We start from the raw sequence: 14,867 nt of genomic DNA, 5'->3' as shown, positions 1-14,867 counted from the left end.
GGCCGCTCGCTGCTGCGCGACTAATATCCGGCCGCCATGGAGGCGCTCCAGTTCAAGCAGCACGGCCTGGAGCGGGCCAAAGTCCGCCCTGTCCTGGCCGTCGCGCCCACCCCGAACGGAGCCGCGCGTTTGTCGCCGGCCCAGCTCAGATCGGCGCTCAAACGTGCCGGCTGCTCCTGCGGCATCGAGGAAGAGGCCCAGCGGCTGCGAGACGTCTTCCGTGGTGACTGGCACGCCCAGGCCCAGCGGCACCTGTTCAACCGGATGCTGGGGCAGCTGTTCCACTGCTTGTAGACCGGTCAGGTCTTCTACGAGCAACGTGCGTTCACCTCCGATCTCGCGGTCACGGCTTGACAACTTGGCCGTCTGAGATGCCTCTCAGACGGTGGTGGCGGGGAATGGACGTCGGGTCTGGGGCGGGTGGGCCTGCTCGTAGGTCGATCGGGCTCGCTCCAGCAGTTCTCGCCAGTTGGGCACGTCCGTGCGGCGGCGTAGCAGGGCGCGGCGTTCGCGTTCGGTCATGCCGCCCCACACGCCGAATTCGATCCGGTTGTCGAGCGCTTCGGCCAGGCAGTCGGCCTGTACGGGACAGCTGCGACAGAGCAGCTTGGCGTGGTTCTGAGCTTTTCCCACAACGAAGAGCGCATCGGGGTCAACGTCACGGCATTTGGCGTGTTCGGTGAAGGGTGAGTCCATGTCCAGGTCCAAGGAGGCGAAAAAGAGGGATGTGGGGTGTCCTCGCCCGGCGCCCCGCAGCGGGGCGAGGACACCCGAGGTGCTGTCCGGGGTCACGGGAGAACGGTCAGCACCTCTTGGGGGGTGGTCGCATGCCCGCGGTGGAGTGGGTGAGCAGGTCGCAGATCCTGGTCAGCGTGCGGGCTTGGGCTAGATCGGTGTGGATCAGGTGCGCCCACCGGGGGTGAGCTCCCCGCAGCTGTCCGGTGATGGCCACTAGGTCCAGCGAGGACACACCGAGGGATCCCAGGTCGGCGGTGGCGTCACGGTCGGGGTCGATGTGGACCCCACTGGTACGTGTGATCAGCGCAGTGAGTAGGGCCTGGGCGTCCTCGGCCGTGACCTGCTCGGGCATGGCGGGTATCGAAGCGGGGGCTGCGGTGTCGGAGCAGTGATTCCAGGAGTGGGGAGGTGGGATGGTCGGCGTGGTGCCGGGGAACACGGGTCGGGTAGGGGTGTGGCCGTGCACGTACAGTCCTGCCAGGGCACGAACGAACGCTTCAGGGTCGGTAGTAGCGGTGGCCACGGGTGTGCCGGGAGCGGTGTCGGTGATGTGCCCGGCGATCACGGAGCGGGCGCCGATCTCCACGCAGCCGGTCACCTGGTCACGGGTCAGGACGGTGATGGCATCGGTGAAGTGCACGGGAAGGCGGATCTGCTCGGCCCAGTAAGCACCGGTCAACTCTTGGCCCTGCACCGGAGCACCGGTGGCGGTGGAGACGAACAGGGCGTGCGCCGGACGCGGATCCAGGTTGGCCAGCGCGGCGGCCAAAGCGGGTCGGAGGGGTTCGGCGGCGCGGCTGTGCGCGGGGATGACGTCGGCGATGGGCTTGCACCACACCTGCTGCTCGGCGAACTGCACGGTGGCATGCTCCAAACCGGCGTGTGGGCCGGAGAGCACCGATAGGTGCGGGCTGTTGGCCACGGCCACCTCCAGCCCCGCCTCCGAGGCGACCCGGTGGGCCTGTTCGGCGTCCAGGGCCACGGCGAGCATGCCCCCTGCACCGTTCAACGTGGACAGGTGGTGGCTGCGGGCAGCCATGACACGGGCCGACTGCTCCAAGTCCAAGGCGCCGGCGGCGTAGGCGGCGGCGACCTCCCCAGCGGAGTGACCGACCACCGCAGCCGGGCGGATACCGACCATGGCCAGGGTGTCGGTCAGCGCCACCTGCACAATCCATCCGGCGTGTTGGATGGTCTCGAAGTCGTCCAGGGTGTCGCCAGGCGCCCACACCGGCCGCCTCACGTGCGCCTGCAGCGCGCGCCGGGCCCGGTCGACCGCGTTGGCGAACTCCGGCAGGGCGGCGGCGAGTTCGACGGCCATGTGCTCGTGGTGGGAACCGTGCCCGGAGTAGACGAACGCCAGACGCTCGGGCACCATCCCGGTCGGGGTGTAGGGGCCCACCAGCGCCGCATGCGGGGTTCCTTGGGCCAGACACCGTAGGGCCCGGGCGGCGGTGTCGGCGTTGGCGGTGACGATGGCGGCACGGTGGCGGTGGTGGTCGCGGCCCTCAAACGCGGTGGCGGCCAGGGAGTGCATGTCCAGGCCGCCGATGTGTTTGGCCCACCGGTCGGCGGTGTCGGCCAGCGCGGGACGGGTGTGTGCCGAGATCGGCAACAGCGCCGGGACCAGGGAATGCGAAGAACGCCTACTGCGGGCGGGTGGCTGGGACGCGGGGGTGAGGATGAGGTGGGCGTTGGAACCGCCGAACCCGAACGCGGATACCCCTCCAGCCAAAGGCTCCCCGTCCTTGTACGGCCAGGGTTCGACACTGGTGAGCACCCGTATGCCCCGCTTGTCCAGCAGCGGCAACGGGCGGGTGTGATGCACGGTGGGCCAAACCCGGCCCCGGTGCATCCCCAACGCCATCACGCACACCCCGACCAGAGCGGCGGCGCCCTCGGTGTGCCCCAGGGCCGCCTTGGAGGAGCCGACCAGCAAAGTGGGAGTGCCGGGGCGGTGGTCGGTGTAGCCCTGGGCCAGACCGCGGGTCTCCTCCAGATCCCCGGCCCTGGTGCCGGTGCCGTGGGCGTGGACCACCCCTACCTGATCGGGTACGAGTCCGGCGTCGGCCAGGGCGTCGGTGATGGCACGGGCCTGATGTTCGGCGCGCGGTGCCACCAGGTGCGGAGCACGGCCCCCGTGGGAGAGGCCGCTGCCCGCGAGGTGGGCGTAGACCCGGTGTGCACGCAGGTCCACGTCCTCGACGCGGCGCAGCACCACCGCGACCATGCCTTCGGAGCGCACGTACCCGTGGGCATCGGTGTCGAAGGGTGCGCAGACGCCGTCGGCAGCAAGGACGCCGAGTTTGTGGAAGCCCGCGGTGATGGGTGCGGAGTCCAGGCTGTTGGTCCCGGCCACAATGGCGGTGTCCACCGCACCCGAGCGCAGGTCGCGCAGCGCGTAGTGCAACGCGCTGCCCGAGGCCGAGCAGGCGCTGTCGAAGTTCAGGGACGGCCCGTGCACGTTCAGGTGGAAGCTGATCCGGTTGGCCAGCACCGACATGGACGCACCCGATCCGGCGTGCACCGAGGACCGTGCCCCGGTGGCGAATGCGCGGGCGGCCTGGTCGAAGGAGGCGGCACCGGTGTAGACGCCCGTGCGGGTCCCGGCCATGGACGAGGGGCGGATGCCGGCGTCCTGCAGGGCTTCGACGGTCACCTCCAGCAGCTTCTTCTGCTGGAGGTCCATCTCGGCGGCCTCGTCGGTTGAGATGGAGAAGAAGGCGTGGTCGAAGTCGTCGATGTCGTCCACGGTCCCGAGCGTCCAGGGCTGGTCGGGGACCTCGTCGGGGTGCAGGCCTTCACGCATGCGCTTCCACCGTTGTTCGGGCACCGGCCCCACGACGCTGCGACTTTGATGCAGGACGTGTTCAAGATCGGCGGGGGTGGTGATGCCTCCGGGCAGACGCAACCCCATGCCCAGCAGGGCGACTTCGGCTCTCATCGGACCGGCCCCCTGACCACCCACACCGCGGCGCAGCCCATCACCGACAGCTCCACCTGGGCGAAGCGCAAATGCAGCTCACGCTCCAGGTCGGCGTAGCGGTCACCGGTGTTGTGGAAGGTGTTCTCGGCCTTGTTGTAGGAGCGCATCAGCAGCCGGGCCAGTGGGTTGGGCGAGATCGCCGGGTCATGGGCCCCCAGCAGGGTGTATCCCCAGGCCACCCCGTCCTCGGTCAGGACGCGGGCCATCTCGTCGAACACTGCGGCCTTGGCACGGAACCTCGCCCCGGGCAGACAGTGCAGCACATTGCCGCACGCTAGTGAGTCCACTGACTGATCGGCCAAAGGCCAAGGGGCGACGAGGATGTCGTGCTCGTGCGTATCTACCTGGGCTCGCCCGGCGAGCTTGGTCTTGGCCTCCTCCAAGGGAGCCTGGTTGATGTCGAGCACGTGCACGTGCCAGCCGTGTGCCATCGCGGGCGCGGGGGTGTGGTGCAGGAAGTGCAGATCGGCGGGACCGATCTCCAGGTGCCGGTCTGAGACGTTCTTCAGGTACAGGTCCTGCAACTGGTCGTTGTCGAGTCGCCAGGCGTAGCGGTGGGATTTGTCCACGACCAGGCTGCGGTAGCGCTGGATGTTGGCCGGACTGTACAGCACCGGGTTGGGTGCGGACACCCACGGGGTGTTTTCAGGCATGACGAACCAAGCCCTTCGCATCAGGGGGAGGAGGAGAGCGCAGATGGGGTCAGGTTTGAGCGGGGTGGAGCATGCGCACGAGCTGCTCGGGGTCGGCGAACCCGGCCACGTAGTCGTCGGCGACGGCTTGGTCGGCGCACGCGCGCTGGAACAGGTCCTGCTCGGCCTCGGTGAGCCGGCCGGTCCAGAACCGGTCGACGTACTGTTCGAACACATCGATGTGGGCGCCACTGTGCTCCATGTAGGCCGCAAAGATGCTGTTGAGGACATCGGCATCGAAGGGCCGCCCGGTTTCGGCGTGGGCCAGGATGCGATCGGCGTAGACCTGAGCCGATCGGGAAGATGCCTCCCATCCCTGTCCGCACTGCGGGGGTACGCTCACGCCCGTGTCCGCCACAGCCAGCAGGGAGCCGCCGTGGCCGAAGGTGTACACCGGGCGGCGCACCTTGGGTTTGACGCTCTTCAGCAGAACAGAGAAAGGATCCAGCAGCTGGGCCTCGTGTAGCCGCTCCCAGAGAGGGATGTGGTTCATGCGCAGCATGTCGCGCATTCGGCGCAGCAGTGCCTCGGGCTGGTGGATGGAGGCCCCCACAGCAGCGCCGTCCAGGGTGGGGATCCTGCCTTCGTCGGTGAGACGGCCGATGAGCATGACCGAGTGGACCGGCCCCTGGGCGGTCAGAGTCGGCACCACATAGCCCTCGCCCTCTTTGCAGGAATAGACCAACACCTGGTCCTCAGGGGCCTGCAAGTCGGTGACATAGGCCTGGGTGACGTTGCGTACGCGGCCGGCGCCAGCAGCTCGGGTGTGGTCGTCGTCCAGGATCTGGCCGAGCTCGCCGTCACCCACGGCCAACAGCACCACGTCGTACATGCCGGGCCGGGTGAAGAACTCCAGATCGGTGACGGTCAGGCCGTGGATGACGACCTTGCCGCCACGGTCCTCGAAGAACTCCAGCCAGTCGGCGAGCTTGACCCGCGGATCCACCGCCAGACCGACACCGGGCAGGGTCCCGGTGAAGCCGACCTGGGAGGTCTCATCGGCCACCACCGACAAAGACACCTGGTCGAACGTCGGCGCTACCCCTGACCACAGCGACAGGTTGTAGGAGGACTCCACGGCCAGCCCGTGCGGCAGGGTCAGCTGGGTGATCTGGGCTCGGCCCCTGCGCAGATCCTGGGAGCTACGGCTGGAGACCACCGTCACATCCGCACCAGCCGAGAGCAGAGCATGCGCCAGTACCAGCCCCGACTGGCCCGCACCCACAATCAGGCATTTGAAGCTCACAGCAACACCTGCCCCGCCATCTGGGCCAGCGCGCAGCGCACCACGTCACCGATGGCGAAGCGAGCCGCGACGCGGCTACGCGGGTCGCACACGGTGACCCGGGACGGCTCCACCTCCAGCACCTGGCCGACCTTGTTGACGTCCGGGGTGGTGTTGTGCAGATGGGCGACGACGACCTGAAAAGGCACGTGTGTCTCCTCCAAAGCCTCCACCGCCGGGAAGCCGTCCTCGGGAGCATCGGGGTGGACCAACACCACGGCACCCAGGGCTCCTCGGGCCACGTCCGGCCACAGCCCGTCCCACACCGTGGGTAGCGGCGCACCGACCAGCGTCAGGACGTGGTGGTCGCTGATGGTGATCCGCCCCAGGTCGAGCACGAGTGCCTGATCACCCCGTGGGCTGGGAATGGTCTCGATGGTGCGGACCGGCGCGATGTCGCTGGCCGCGCCGGTGAACGCGCTCTTGCCCACACGGGCGGCTCCGGTGACCAGGACCTTGCTGCTGGTCCAGGGACCGGGGGCGTAACGCACAGATGCGCTCTCACCCACGTCCTGGCTGTGGGCGGCGGGGGTCTTACTGCCGGCTTCGGGTTCAGGCGCGCAGGGCATCGAGCACCTCCTGCAGATGATGGGGAGTGGTGGCCGCATGGGGGTTGGTCAACTGCACCAGGCTCAGGTGTGCCAGGCGTCCCAGGTGAGTGGTGGTCGCGGCCCGTGGGTAACTCAGCCGGGCGGCGATCTCCATGACCACCAACGGCGCCGATCCTCGGGCCTGTTCGGCACACAGCCGGTAGATGGCGTGCGCGACATCGTCCAACCCGGCCAAGGCCTCGGGGGAGGGAGAAGGGGCGCACAACACCAGGGCATGGTCGGCCACGAGTAGGCGCGGACACGGGTCGTCAGGGGAGCGAAATGGCGGTACCGCAGGGCCGCGCCGGGGATCGGTCGGGGCGTTCACAGCTCACCTCCCCCCAGGTAGATGTCCAGGAAGCGGGTCACGAGCCGGTCCAGGGAGGCGCGGGCGTCCTTGAGCTTGGTGGTGCCATCGACCACGAGTACCGCGCGCAGACGGGTGTCGATGGGAAAGATCAGCAGCCACCCGTCGGGCACGCGGGTGAGAAAACGTCGGGGTCTGCCGTAGCCGAGCTCACCCAAGTGGGTGGACAGGTTGATCAGGCTGGCGCCGAGCATGGAGAGCTGGTCGGCCTGTCGGCGATCGGCGCCGGGGGCCAGGGTGTGCACCAGACCGGCGTCGGTGCACACCACCACCTGCCGGGCCCCGGGTAGGCGGGTGAGCACCTCACTCAGCAGCGGGCTGGTCACGGGTGTGGTCGCAAGAAGGGACGTCATCGGCGCTCCTTTCTTTCCGAAGGAAGGAACGCCCCCGTCAGCGAAGGGCTGTTGTCCATATCTTCAGCGTGACGACCCGGCACAACCGCAAGCAATCAGATGCCTGATAAAGAAGATCAGTTTCTTTATATGCGGCTCCGCCTTCGCTGGTAGACGATGACCGGACACGGAAAGGACGGTTCCCGATGGCACTCTGCCGCAACTGCGGACACAGCAGGACAAAAGGCACATGCGGGTGCATTCCTGATTACTTCTGGGGTCTTCCTGAGGTACGACATGCCGTGGCTGAACTCGACGCCGCCACGGTGATCCGTGCCCTACGCAAGCACACCAGTCTGGGACAGGTTCCTATCGCCCGGATGGCCGGAATTTCCCAGGCCAAGGTGAGCGACATCGAAAAGGGCGGTGTGCTCGCATCGGTGAAGAGAAACCAGCAAGCGCTACAAGGACTGGGAGCACCTGAACGCGAGCACCTTTCCTTCACCACGAAAACAGCCGCCTCCGCTGCTCGACCAGCGTCTATGGAACCGATGCCCGATATCACCAGACTGCTCACCGACAACACCGATGACTACGCGCTGGCCACCCTGGAACACCAGCTCGCCCGCCTGGCCGGCGCCTACGTGAGCAGCCCTTCGAGGCCTCTCATTCCTCGCGTCCAAGCCCTACGCAACACCGCGCTCGGCCACTACCAAGCGGGAGCACGACCCCGCCACGCCCACGACCTGCTGGTCATAGTCGGCACCTGCGAGCTGTTGCTCGCCTACGCCGCCCATGACAGCGGCAACAGCACTGCGGCCCTGACCCATCTGGACCACGCCCACCGCTGCGCCGACTACACCGAACACCCTCACCTGCACAGCTGGGCCGCGGGCACCCGGACCCTCATCGCCGACTGGCAACCCACCACTCAGGCTCTGGAACTGGCCGATCGTGTCGAACGCCTGGCTCACGGGCCGCAGTCCTTCGCGCGCATCACCGCCATCAAGGCCCGCGCCGCAGCCCGGCGCGGCGACGCCACCACCGCGCGCGCCGCCCTGGACCAGCTCCAGACCCGCCCCGTCCACGCCCCGGAAGACCCCGAGGACCTCAGCGTCAAGGTCGGGGGGATCTTCACCTTCCCCCGCCCCAAACGCGACTATTACACCGCTTCCACCCTCGTCCTGCTTGGCGACGCCGAACCGGCCCTGCAAAGCGCCCGAGCCGCGATCGGCGCCTACGAGAGCGGACCGGCGTCGCAACGCAGTTACGGCGACCTGACCCTGGCCCGCGCCGACCTGATCAGCGCCCACCTGCTCCTGGGCGACGCTGACGCCGCCTTGGCCGCCATCGACGACCTGGCCCGCACCCCCTCGCCCGCACGCATTCAACAGTTGAGATCGGCTCTGGCGTCCTGTACCCGCCTGTTGGCACGCTCCCCTGTTTCCTCAGCGGAGTGCCATCAGATCCGGGACGCGCTGGCACAGCTGCGGATACCGTGAAGACCATGAGCGCCTCCAGCACCCCACCGGCCCTCCTGACCGCGGTCGCCTCACATCTGGGCACCCCCGCCCAGCCCAGCACGCTCGTGCGCCACCATGGCACCCAGGTCTGGCTCCTGCCCCGCGCCCGCGCCATCGTCCGCATCATGCCAGCCGCTCACGCCGTCGCCGCCCAGCGGGCGCTGACCATCACGCGTTGGCTCCACGAGCAAGGCCTGCCTGTCACCGAGCCTTTGGTCGACACCCTCTTCGCTCAGGAGGGCCAGGTCGCCACCGTCTGGCACTACTACCCTCAACCCGAGGGGGCCGCCCCTACCTCGGCCGACCTGGGCCACCTGCTGGGCCACCTACACCGGCTCGGCGCCCCACCGCCCTCCCTGGGTGCAGGGCTGCCGGAGTTCGCTCCGCTGACGTCTCTGAACGCCACCTTGGACCACACCAGGACGCTGCCGCCGGAGATGATCGCCGGCCTCAAGGCGCGCATCAAGGACCTGCTGGCGGCCTACGACGAACTCACCTTCCCCTTGGGCGCCGGACTCGTCCACGGCGACGCCTGGCTGGGCAACGTGCTTTACAACGAACAGGGAATTCCCACCCTGGGCGACTGGGACGAATGCGCCCACGGTCCCCGCGAACTCGACTTGGCCAACCTCTGGCAGGGGAGACGCTTCGGCCGTACCCCAGCCGAACTGGACGACTTCTCCCAGGCCTACGGCTACGACCTGTCGACCTGGGAGGGCATGGACGTCCTGACCCGGATCCGCGACCTGCACACCCTGGGCTCCTACGTGCGCGCCGCCGACCGTGGGGACGCTGCCGCCCGCGACCAGCTGCTGCACCGTATCTCCACGTTGGACGAGACCACCACCAGTTGGATCACCCGGTAACCCTGATGAGCCCGTTGTGTCGCAACTGCGGACGACCCCGAGGAAACCGAACCGACGCCGGGTGCAGGTGCATCCCGGCGTGGCTGTGGGAGCTGCCCGAGGCACGGCAGGCAGTGCAGGACAAGGACGTCGACTCCTTGATCCGGTTGATCCGGCGCCACACGAACCTGTCCCAGCACGCTCTGGCGCGGATGGCCGGGGTGTCACAGCCGCTGATTTCCAACATCGTCAGCCACAAGCGGGGCCTGAAGAACATCGGCCGTATCGATCAGGCTCTGGAAGGACTCGGCGCAACCCACACGGACACGAGAAGTCGCGTAAAGCGCGACCGTAACCTCGCCCAAGCAGCTCCCGAAGGCCGCGGTGACTGGGACCACATTCCGCTTTCCCCACAGCCGCCCCCATCCCAGCAGCCCGACCCTGTGTGGAAGCCTCTGCTCTCTGCGGATACTGGCATCGTTGACTGGCTGAGTAGTGAACTTCAACGCCTGGAACTCGACTACGACGTGCTGCCTTCAGCGTCTGTGCTCGCCGAAGCCGGACAACTCCACAGCACGCTCATCAGGGCCGGCACCAACTCTGCGTCCCAACTCCATACGCTGCTGAGTCTGAGAAGCAGATCAGCCCTGCTCATGGGACAACTCGTCTGGGACGCTTCCCATCGCAAGGATGGCTCCACCGCAGCCATGTACTTGAACGAAGCGATTCTGGCCGCCCAAGAGAGCAAGGACCGCGCTATCGCCGCGAAAGCGCTTCTGCGCCGTGCGTTCATCCCTCTCTACAGCAGCGGCGGAAACCTTCACGAAGCTCTGGCCAGCGCGCAACGCGCCTCCCACGCCGCTAAGGGTCACCCCGCGACCCAAGCCTCGGTGGCACTGCACATCAGCGAAGTCCACGCCCGCATGGGCAACCGTATCGAGGCCGAACACCATCTGGATGACGCCGACGCCTATGCGCAACAAGCCGACCTTGACGCTGACGAATGGTCGGGGCGACGTTTGCGCATGGCCGGCTCCATCTACCTCTCCCTAGGCCGTCCTAGCCACGCTCAAGCCCTTCTGGAACAGGCTGTTCCTCTGCTGGATGGGCGGGCCAAGTCCCAAGCCATCGTGGTCGCCAACCTCGCCTTGGCCCACATACGCCAACGACGTCCCGAACAAGCAGTACAGTCCCTCCAGCAAGCGTTGGACACGGTCGAAAGCACCCGGGCCGGCGGCGCCCTACCGCTCGTCGCCACAGCCTCACGCGAACTACGGCCGTGGCGCCAGGAACCCTGGGTTGCCGACGTCCACGATCGGCTGTTCACCTTCCTCGCTTCCTGACACCGAAAGCAGCACATGAACACCAGCAAGGACCAGGTGCGCCAGCGCGTTTGGGAACGCATGGACGCCGCAGGCGCAGGACGGACCGGCAGCGTCCAAGGCAAGATCCCCGACTTTCGCGGCGCACCAGAGGCTGCTCAACGCCTGACCGAACATGAGCGGTGGCGTGCCGCGCACGTGGTCAAGTCCAACCCCGACAAAGCCCAGACCGAAGTGCGAGCGGTAGCCATCGATGCGGGCAAGCAGGTGTACATGGCCGTGCCCCGCCTGGCTGGCCTCCAGCCCTTCTACTTCTTGGACCTTGCTCTAGGCGTACCAGGGCGAGTCTCAGCAACCAAGGCGTGGGCGGCCAAGTACGCTCCGCGGGTGTCGGTATCCCAGATGCGCCCTGTCGACGTGGTCGTGTGCGGAAGTGTTGCCGTCAACACCGCCGGAGTCCGCCTCGGTAAGGGAGCCGGCTACAGCGACATCGAGATGGGGCTGCTCGCCGACGCTGGGCTTCTGGGGCCTCAGACCCTGATCGTCACCACCGTGCACGACCTTCAGGTCCTCGACGAGGAGCTGCCCGAAGGGCCCCACGATGCGAGCGTCGACCTCATCGTGACACCGACACGCACTATCACCTGCCCGCCCCGTCACCGCCCCCAGGGCGTCTTTGTTGACGCATTGAGCACCGAACAGAAAACGACCATCCCGGCGCTGCATCCCTACCTACGAGCTCAGTGAGACGCGGCGCAGGTGCACACTGATGTTCTCTCCCCCGCGTACTCTTGGCAACGTGGTGAAGACGCCAGGGAGCGAAGCCTCACTTGTCCGAGCGCACTGAGGACGCTGGCAGGAGCCGAACAGGGTTCGAACAGCTAGAAACGCGGTACAGAGGTGCTCACCGGACCAGAGAGGTGGCCGCACTGGACCCGGGTCCGGTAGCGCTGGCAAAGGGCAGAACCCTGGATGTGGGCGCCAGAGCGGGACACCACACTGTCTCCCCCGACTCCTGAGCAAGGCCTGCCCCCTCACCCGGCGCCGCAGGAACTGGTGCGGCATCCTGGGAACGTCTTTCGTCCATGTCGGTCGTCACCGAAGGAGCCAGCGATGACGAGGGCCGAGCCCACCGTAGACGTGTGCGTTCTGCTCACCCGCCAGGACGGCCGGGTTCTGCTCGGTCGTCGCCAAGCCACAGGGTTCGCCGACGGCCAGTACGGCATCCCCGGCGGACACCTGGAGGCCGACGAGTCCGCACTCCAAGGAGCGGCCCGTGAGCTCAAAGAAGAGCTCGGCGTGGTCATCGACCCCGCCGACCTGGTGTGCGCGCACGTGGCCCATCACCGCAACAGCAAGGGCAAGACCCGCATCGGGTTCTTCTTCACCACCACACGTTGGCAGGGAACCCCGACCAACATGGAACCCGACCTGTGCTCGGGCTTGTCCTGGGAGGATCCCGGCGACCTGCCCAAGAGCACGATCCCCTACATCGCCACGATCATCGACCGGATCCGGTCAGGCGAAACCTTCTCCACCCACGGCTGGGACAGGGCACACTGACCCCAAAGCGGCCAGAACCGTGGTCGCCCCCGTCACCTACAAGGTGGTGCCCGTGCCGACCTCCCCCCACATCGGTCCACAACTGGTTCGACACCGACGCAGGCGGGCTCTGACTCAAGAAGAACTGGCCGCCGCAGCTGGAGTGAGCGTGGACGTCGTGCGCCGGCTGGAACAGGGCAGACGTACCAGCGCACGCCTGTCCACCCTCGACGCACTCGCCAGCGCCTTGGAGTGCTCTACGGCCGCGCTGTTCACGCCCGAACAGCGCGCCGCGGCCGAACCCTTCCTGACCGTCGATGGCATCCGACATGCTCTCACCGCCCCCGAGGCGCTCGGTCTGACCGATCCCGTCGAGCCCACGCCTGCGGATCCGGCGGAGTTGTGTGAGCAGATGCGACGAGTGTGGGCGCTCTACCAGGACGGCGCCTACACCCAGGTCACCGTCCGCCTGCCCGAGCTCATCAGCCAAGCTCGCGCCACCGCCCACGAGGGTGGCGCAGAGGCACAGGTACAAGCGGAGGGCGTCTTGGCCACCGCCTACCAGGCAGCGGCCGGAATCACGATCACGTTGGGCCACAAGGACCTGGCGTTCTTGGCTGTGGAACGGGCCATGGCCGCCGCCCGCGCCAGCGGATCGCACCTGCACTACGCGGCCGCCGCGAACTTCCTGTCTTGGGTCTACCGCCGCCAAGGCCGCCTGGATGATGCCGAAAAGATCGCTACCCGTGCCGCTGAGGCCGTCGAGCCTCCCTGGAGTGGCGCCAACGAGGAGGAACTGGCGGTGTTCGGTGCTCTGCTCATCAACACCGCCGGTGCGGCTGCCCGTTCTGGAGGGGCACGGCGCTGCCGGGACCTGACGGCTGTGGCACGATCGGCCGCAGAACGTCTCGGGCACAATCAGATCGACCAGTGGGCGGTGTTCGGCCCCGGGGTGGTGGCGATGACCGCCGTCAACGACGCCGTTGAACTCGACGACCTGGACCTGGCCCACCACCTCATCGGACAGAGGCCCACCACCCGCGGAGTGCCGGCGTCCTGGCGAGCCCGCTACCTACTCAACTGTGCCCACACCCGTGTTGAACTCCGACACGACCAGCAGGCGACAGCGGCACTGTTGGAGGCGCACCGTATCGCCCCCGAATGGGTGCGTTACCACCCTCAAACCCACACCACGATGCAGACACTGTTGGAACGCGGTAACGGACGCCGAACTCCAGACCTCGTCGGACTCGCTCACCGATTGGAGGTGTGAAGGGGCCCAGGTATCGCTATGTCAGGAGCTCAGGGAGCCGGTCATCCGCCGAGGAACTGCGTTCCCAGCTCAAGGATCTTGGCTGCCGCGATGTTGGCGGTGATGTTGCCGGTCAATGAGACACCGCCCTGTTTGACTCGCTCTCCGAACGCAGCCAACCGGGATCTCTTCTCCTCCGGTCCAGCATCCCCTGTCACGGTCTCTACCAGCTCGTCGCGGGCCTTCTCGTCCAGACCCAGTTTCGCTGCGGCGTCGAGCAGGCCCTCCAGGTCACCCGGCTGCACGGTCAGGTTCATGGTGTTGCCATCGCCGATGGCCACGTTGTTGCCCGTCCCGAAGACGTTGGTGATCATGACGGAGACGACGCGTTGCACCCCGGCGTCCTGGACGGTCGGCCCATCGGTCTCACCAGCTTGTGGGTAGGAGCTCTGCAATTCCAGCGCGAAGGTCAACGCGTTGTTCCGGATGCTGTCGATGACCCCCTTGACCTTGCTGCGGGGCAGAGTAGCGTGCGCCGAGATGAGGTTCATCCCCTCAAATCGAGGGACTCGTCCTTCGTCCTCCCACACGTTCCACTGACCAATCAGCACGGGACTCCATTGAAATCCTGGGTCGTTTTCTCCCGCAGCCAAGGCTTCCAGTTCCATGATGGGTTCGGTGAGCGGACCCTCGAACATGGCGGAGATGTACTTCTCGGGGACTCCATGCCTACCCAGTGGGCCAGTTCTACTGTTCCCGTAATAACCGCTGTAGGTTCCATGGACTGGAAGGGTGAACGGGCCACGGTAGGTCGGTAGCCGCACGCTTTCGTCCCGGGGGTAGCCATCGAGCTCGTGCTTGACCCAAGTAACCGTCTCCTGGGACTTGATGCGGTAGCTCATCACAAGCATCTTGCGCAGCACGTCAGCGACGGGGATCGAGCTTGTGCTCGCCTCCTGGATGATCTGATCGAGCATGTTCATCTCGTCAGTATGGCGACGGGTACCGACACGGTTCGCCGACGGTGGGGAGGCCTCGTACACGTGAAGCTTGCAGAGTTGGACCAAGGTCCTCACCTGCGAGGGTAGGCCATTACGGCCTACCCTCTCGGACGCCGCCAGGCCAAGGGGACAGCATGGCCCTTCACTCTCGTGGGGAAGCGCGCTTACTTTCGGTGATTACAGGGGTTCGTTGGCCGTGACGAACCCAGAAGATCCGAAGGGAAGGTGACTCCATGGACGCCGTGTTCGCCTACACGCCGCCCCAGGCCACCACGCTCGGCAGCGTTCACACCCACACCCTCGGCAACGTTCCCGAGGACAGCGAGGACAACGACCGCTACTTCACCGACGTCGGTGTCGGCGTTGACGACGACGCGTAGCTCTTCGCCCTG

The 14,867-nt window shown here is 67.0% G+C and carries 16 protein-coding genes; 8 read left to right on the top strand and 8 right to left on the bottom strand.

Annotated elements, in window-relative coordinates:
• Positions 1–36 precede the first annotated feature (36 nt).
• Positions 37–294 (top strand): hypothetical protein, encoded by a 258-nt coding sequence (locus PFX91_RS03340; RefSeq protein ID WP_502888240.1) that lies wholly within the window; start codon positions 37–39, stop codon positions 292–294.
• 84 nt (positions 295–378) lie between these two features.
• Here the strand turns inward: PFX91_RS03340 and PFX91_RS03335 are convergent, their stop codons facing one another.
• The 7 genes from PFX91_RS03335 to PFX91_RS03305 form a co-directional block, all read right to left on the bottom strand.
• Complete coding sequence (locus PFX91_RS03335; RefSeq protein ID WP_285729311.1) at positions 379–792, bottom strand: WhiB family transcriptional regulator; 414 nt, start codon at positions 790–792, stop codon at positions 379–381.
• Between the two features lie 10 nt (positions 793–802).
• Positions 803–3,682 carry a beta-ketoacyl synthase N-terminal-like domain-containing protein gene (locus PFX91_RS03330; protein WP_285729309.1) on the bottom strand — a complete coding sequence of 960 codons (2,880 nt, stop codon included), beginning with the start codon at positions 3,680–3,682 and terminating at the stop codon, positions 803–805.
• Positions 3,679–4,377 (bottom strand): class I SAM-dependent methyltransferase, encoded by a 699-nt coding sequence (locus PFX91_RS03325; RefSeq protein WP_285729308.1) that lies wholly within the window; start codon positions 4,375–4,377, stop codon positions 3,679–3,681. Before PFX91_RS03325 ends, PFX91_RS03330 begins: the two co-directional genes overlap by 4 nt.
• Positions 4,378–4,426: 49 nt before the next feature.
• Complete coding sequence (locus PFX91_RS03320; protein ID WP_285729306.1) at positions 4,427–5,662, bottom strand: styrene monooxygenase/indole monooxygenase family protein; 1,236 nt, start codon at positions 5,660–5,662, stop codon at positions 4,427–4,429.
• Positions 5,659–6,270: a hypothetical protein gene (locus PFX91_RS03315; protein WP_285729305.1), complete on the bottom strand. Its 612-nt coding sequence runs from the start codon at positions 6,268–6,270 to the stop codon at positions 5,659–5,661. Before PFX91_RS03315 ends, PFX91_RS03320 begins: the two co-directional genes overlap by 4 nt.
• Positions 6,254–6,538 (bottom strand): helix-turn-helix domain-containing protein, encoded by a 285-nt coding sequence (locus PFX91_RS03310; RefSeq protein ID WP_285729303.1) that lies wholly within the window; start codon positions 6,536–6,538, stop codon positions 6,254–6,256. The genes PFX91_RS03315 and PFX91_RS03310 overlap by 17 nt, the downstream gene beginning before the upstream one ends.
• A gap of 77 nt (positions 6,539–6,615) precedes the next feature.
• Positions 6,616–7,011: a roadblock/LC7 domain-containing protein gene (locus PFX91_RS03305; protein WP_285729301.1), complete on the bottom strand. Its 396-nt coding sequence runs from the start codon at positions 7,009–7,011 to the stop codon at positions 6,616–6,618.
• 530 nt (positions 7,012–7,541) lie between these two features.
• Between PFX91_RS03305 and PFX91_RS03300 the strand changes: the two genes are divergently transcribed.
• The 6 genes from PFX91_RS03300 (at position 7,542) to PFX91_RS03275 (ending at position 13,495) form a co-directional block, all read left to right on the top strand.
• Positions 7,542–8,492, top strand: a complete 951-nt coding sequence (locus tag PFX91_RS03300) for a hypothetical protein (RefSeq protein WP_285729299.1) — start codon at positions 7,542–7,544, stop codon at positions 8,490–8,492.
• Positions 8,493–8,497: 5 nt separating this feature from the next.
• A complete protein-coding gene (locus PFX91_RS03295) occupies positions 8,498–9,379 on the top strand; it encodes a phosphotransferase enzyme family protein (protein WP_285729298.1) in 882 nt (293 codons plus the stop codon).
• Positions 9,380–9,492: 113 nt separating this feature from the next.
• Positions 9,493–10,701: a helix-turn-helix domain-containing protein gene (locus PFX91_RS03290; RefSeq protein ID WP_285729297.1), complete on the top strand. Its 1,209-nt coding sequence runs from the start codon at positions 9,493–9,495 to the stop codon at positions 10,699–10,701.
• A 15-nt stretch (positions 10,702–10,716) separates the two neighbouring features.
• A complete protein-coding gene (locus tag PFX91_RS03285) occupies positions 10,717–11,427 on the top strand; it encodes a 5-formyltetrahydrofolate cyclo-ligase (RefSeq protein WP_285729295.1) in 711 nt (236 codons plus the stop codon).
• Between the two features lie 366 nt (positions 11,428–11,793).
• Entirely contained in the window at positions 11,794–12,243 is a 450-nt protein-coding gene (locus PFX91_RS03280; protein ID WP_285729294.1) for an NUDIX hydrolase, read from the top strand.
• A gap of 52 nt (positions 12,244–12,295) precedes the next feature.
• Positions 12,296–13,495 (top strand): helix-turn-helix domain-containing protein, encoded by a 1,200-nt coding sequence (locus PFX91_RS03275; protein ID WP_285729293.1) that lies wholly within the window; start codon positions 12,296–12,298, stop codon positions 13,493–13,495.
• A 41-nt stretch (positions 13,496–13,536) separates the two neighbouring features.
• Here the strand turns inward: PFX91_RS03275 and PFX91_RS03270 are convergent, their stop codons facing one another.
• Positions 13,537–14,457 carry an AbiTii domain-containing protein gene (locus tag PFX91_RS03270; protein WP_285729292.1) on the bottom strand — a complete coding sequence of 307 codons (921 nt, stop codon included), beginning with the start codon at positions 14,455–14,457 and terminating at the stop codon, positions 13,537–13,539.
• Between the two features lie 251 nt (positions 14,458–14,708).
• Between PFX91_RS03270 and PFX91_RS03265 the strand changes: the two genes are divergently transcribed.
• On the top strand, positions 14,709–14,855 hold the full coding sequence (locus PFX91_RS03265; RefSeq protein ID WP_285729291.1) for a hypothetical protein: 147 nt from the start codon (positions 14,709–14,711) through the stop codon (positions 14,853–14,855).
• The last annotated feature ends 12 nt before the right edge of the window (positions 14,856–14,867 follow it).

The sequence above is a fragment of the Nocardiopsis sp. ATB16-24 genome (assembly GCF_030271535.1).
In the GTDB taxonomy this organism is placed as follows: domain Bacteria; phylum Actinomycetota; class Actinomycetes; order Streptosporangiales; family Streptosporangiaceae; genus Nocardiopsis.
Note: the sequence above shows the minus strand (reverse complement) of the source record. Positions and strands in the feature narration are given on the sequence as shown.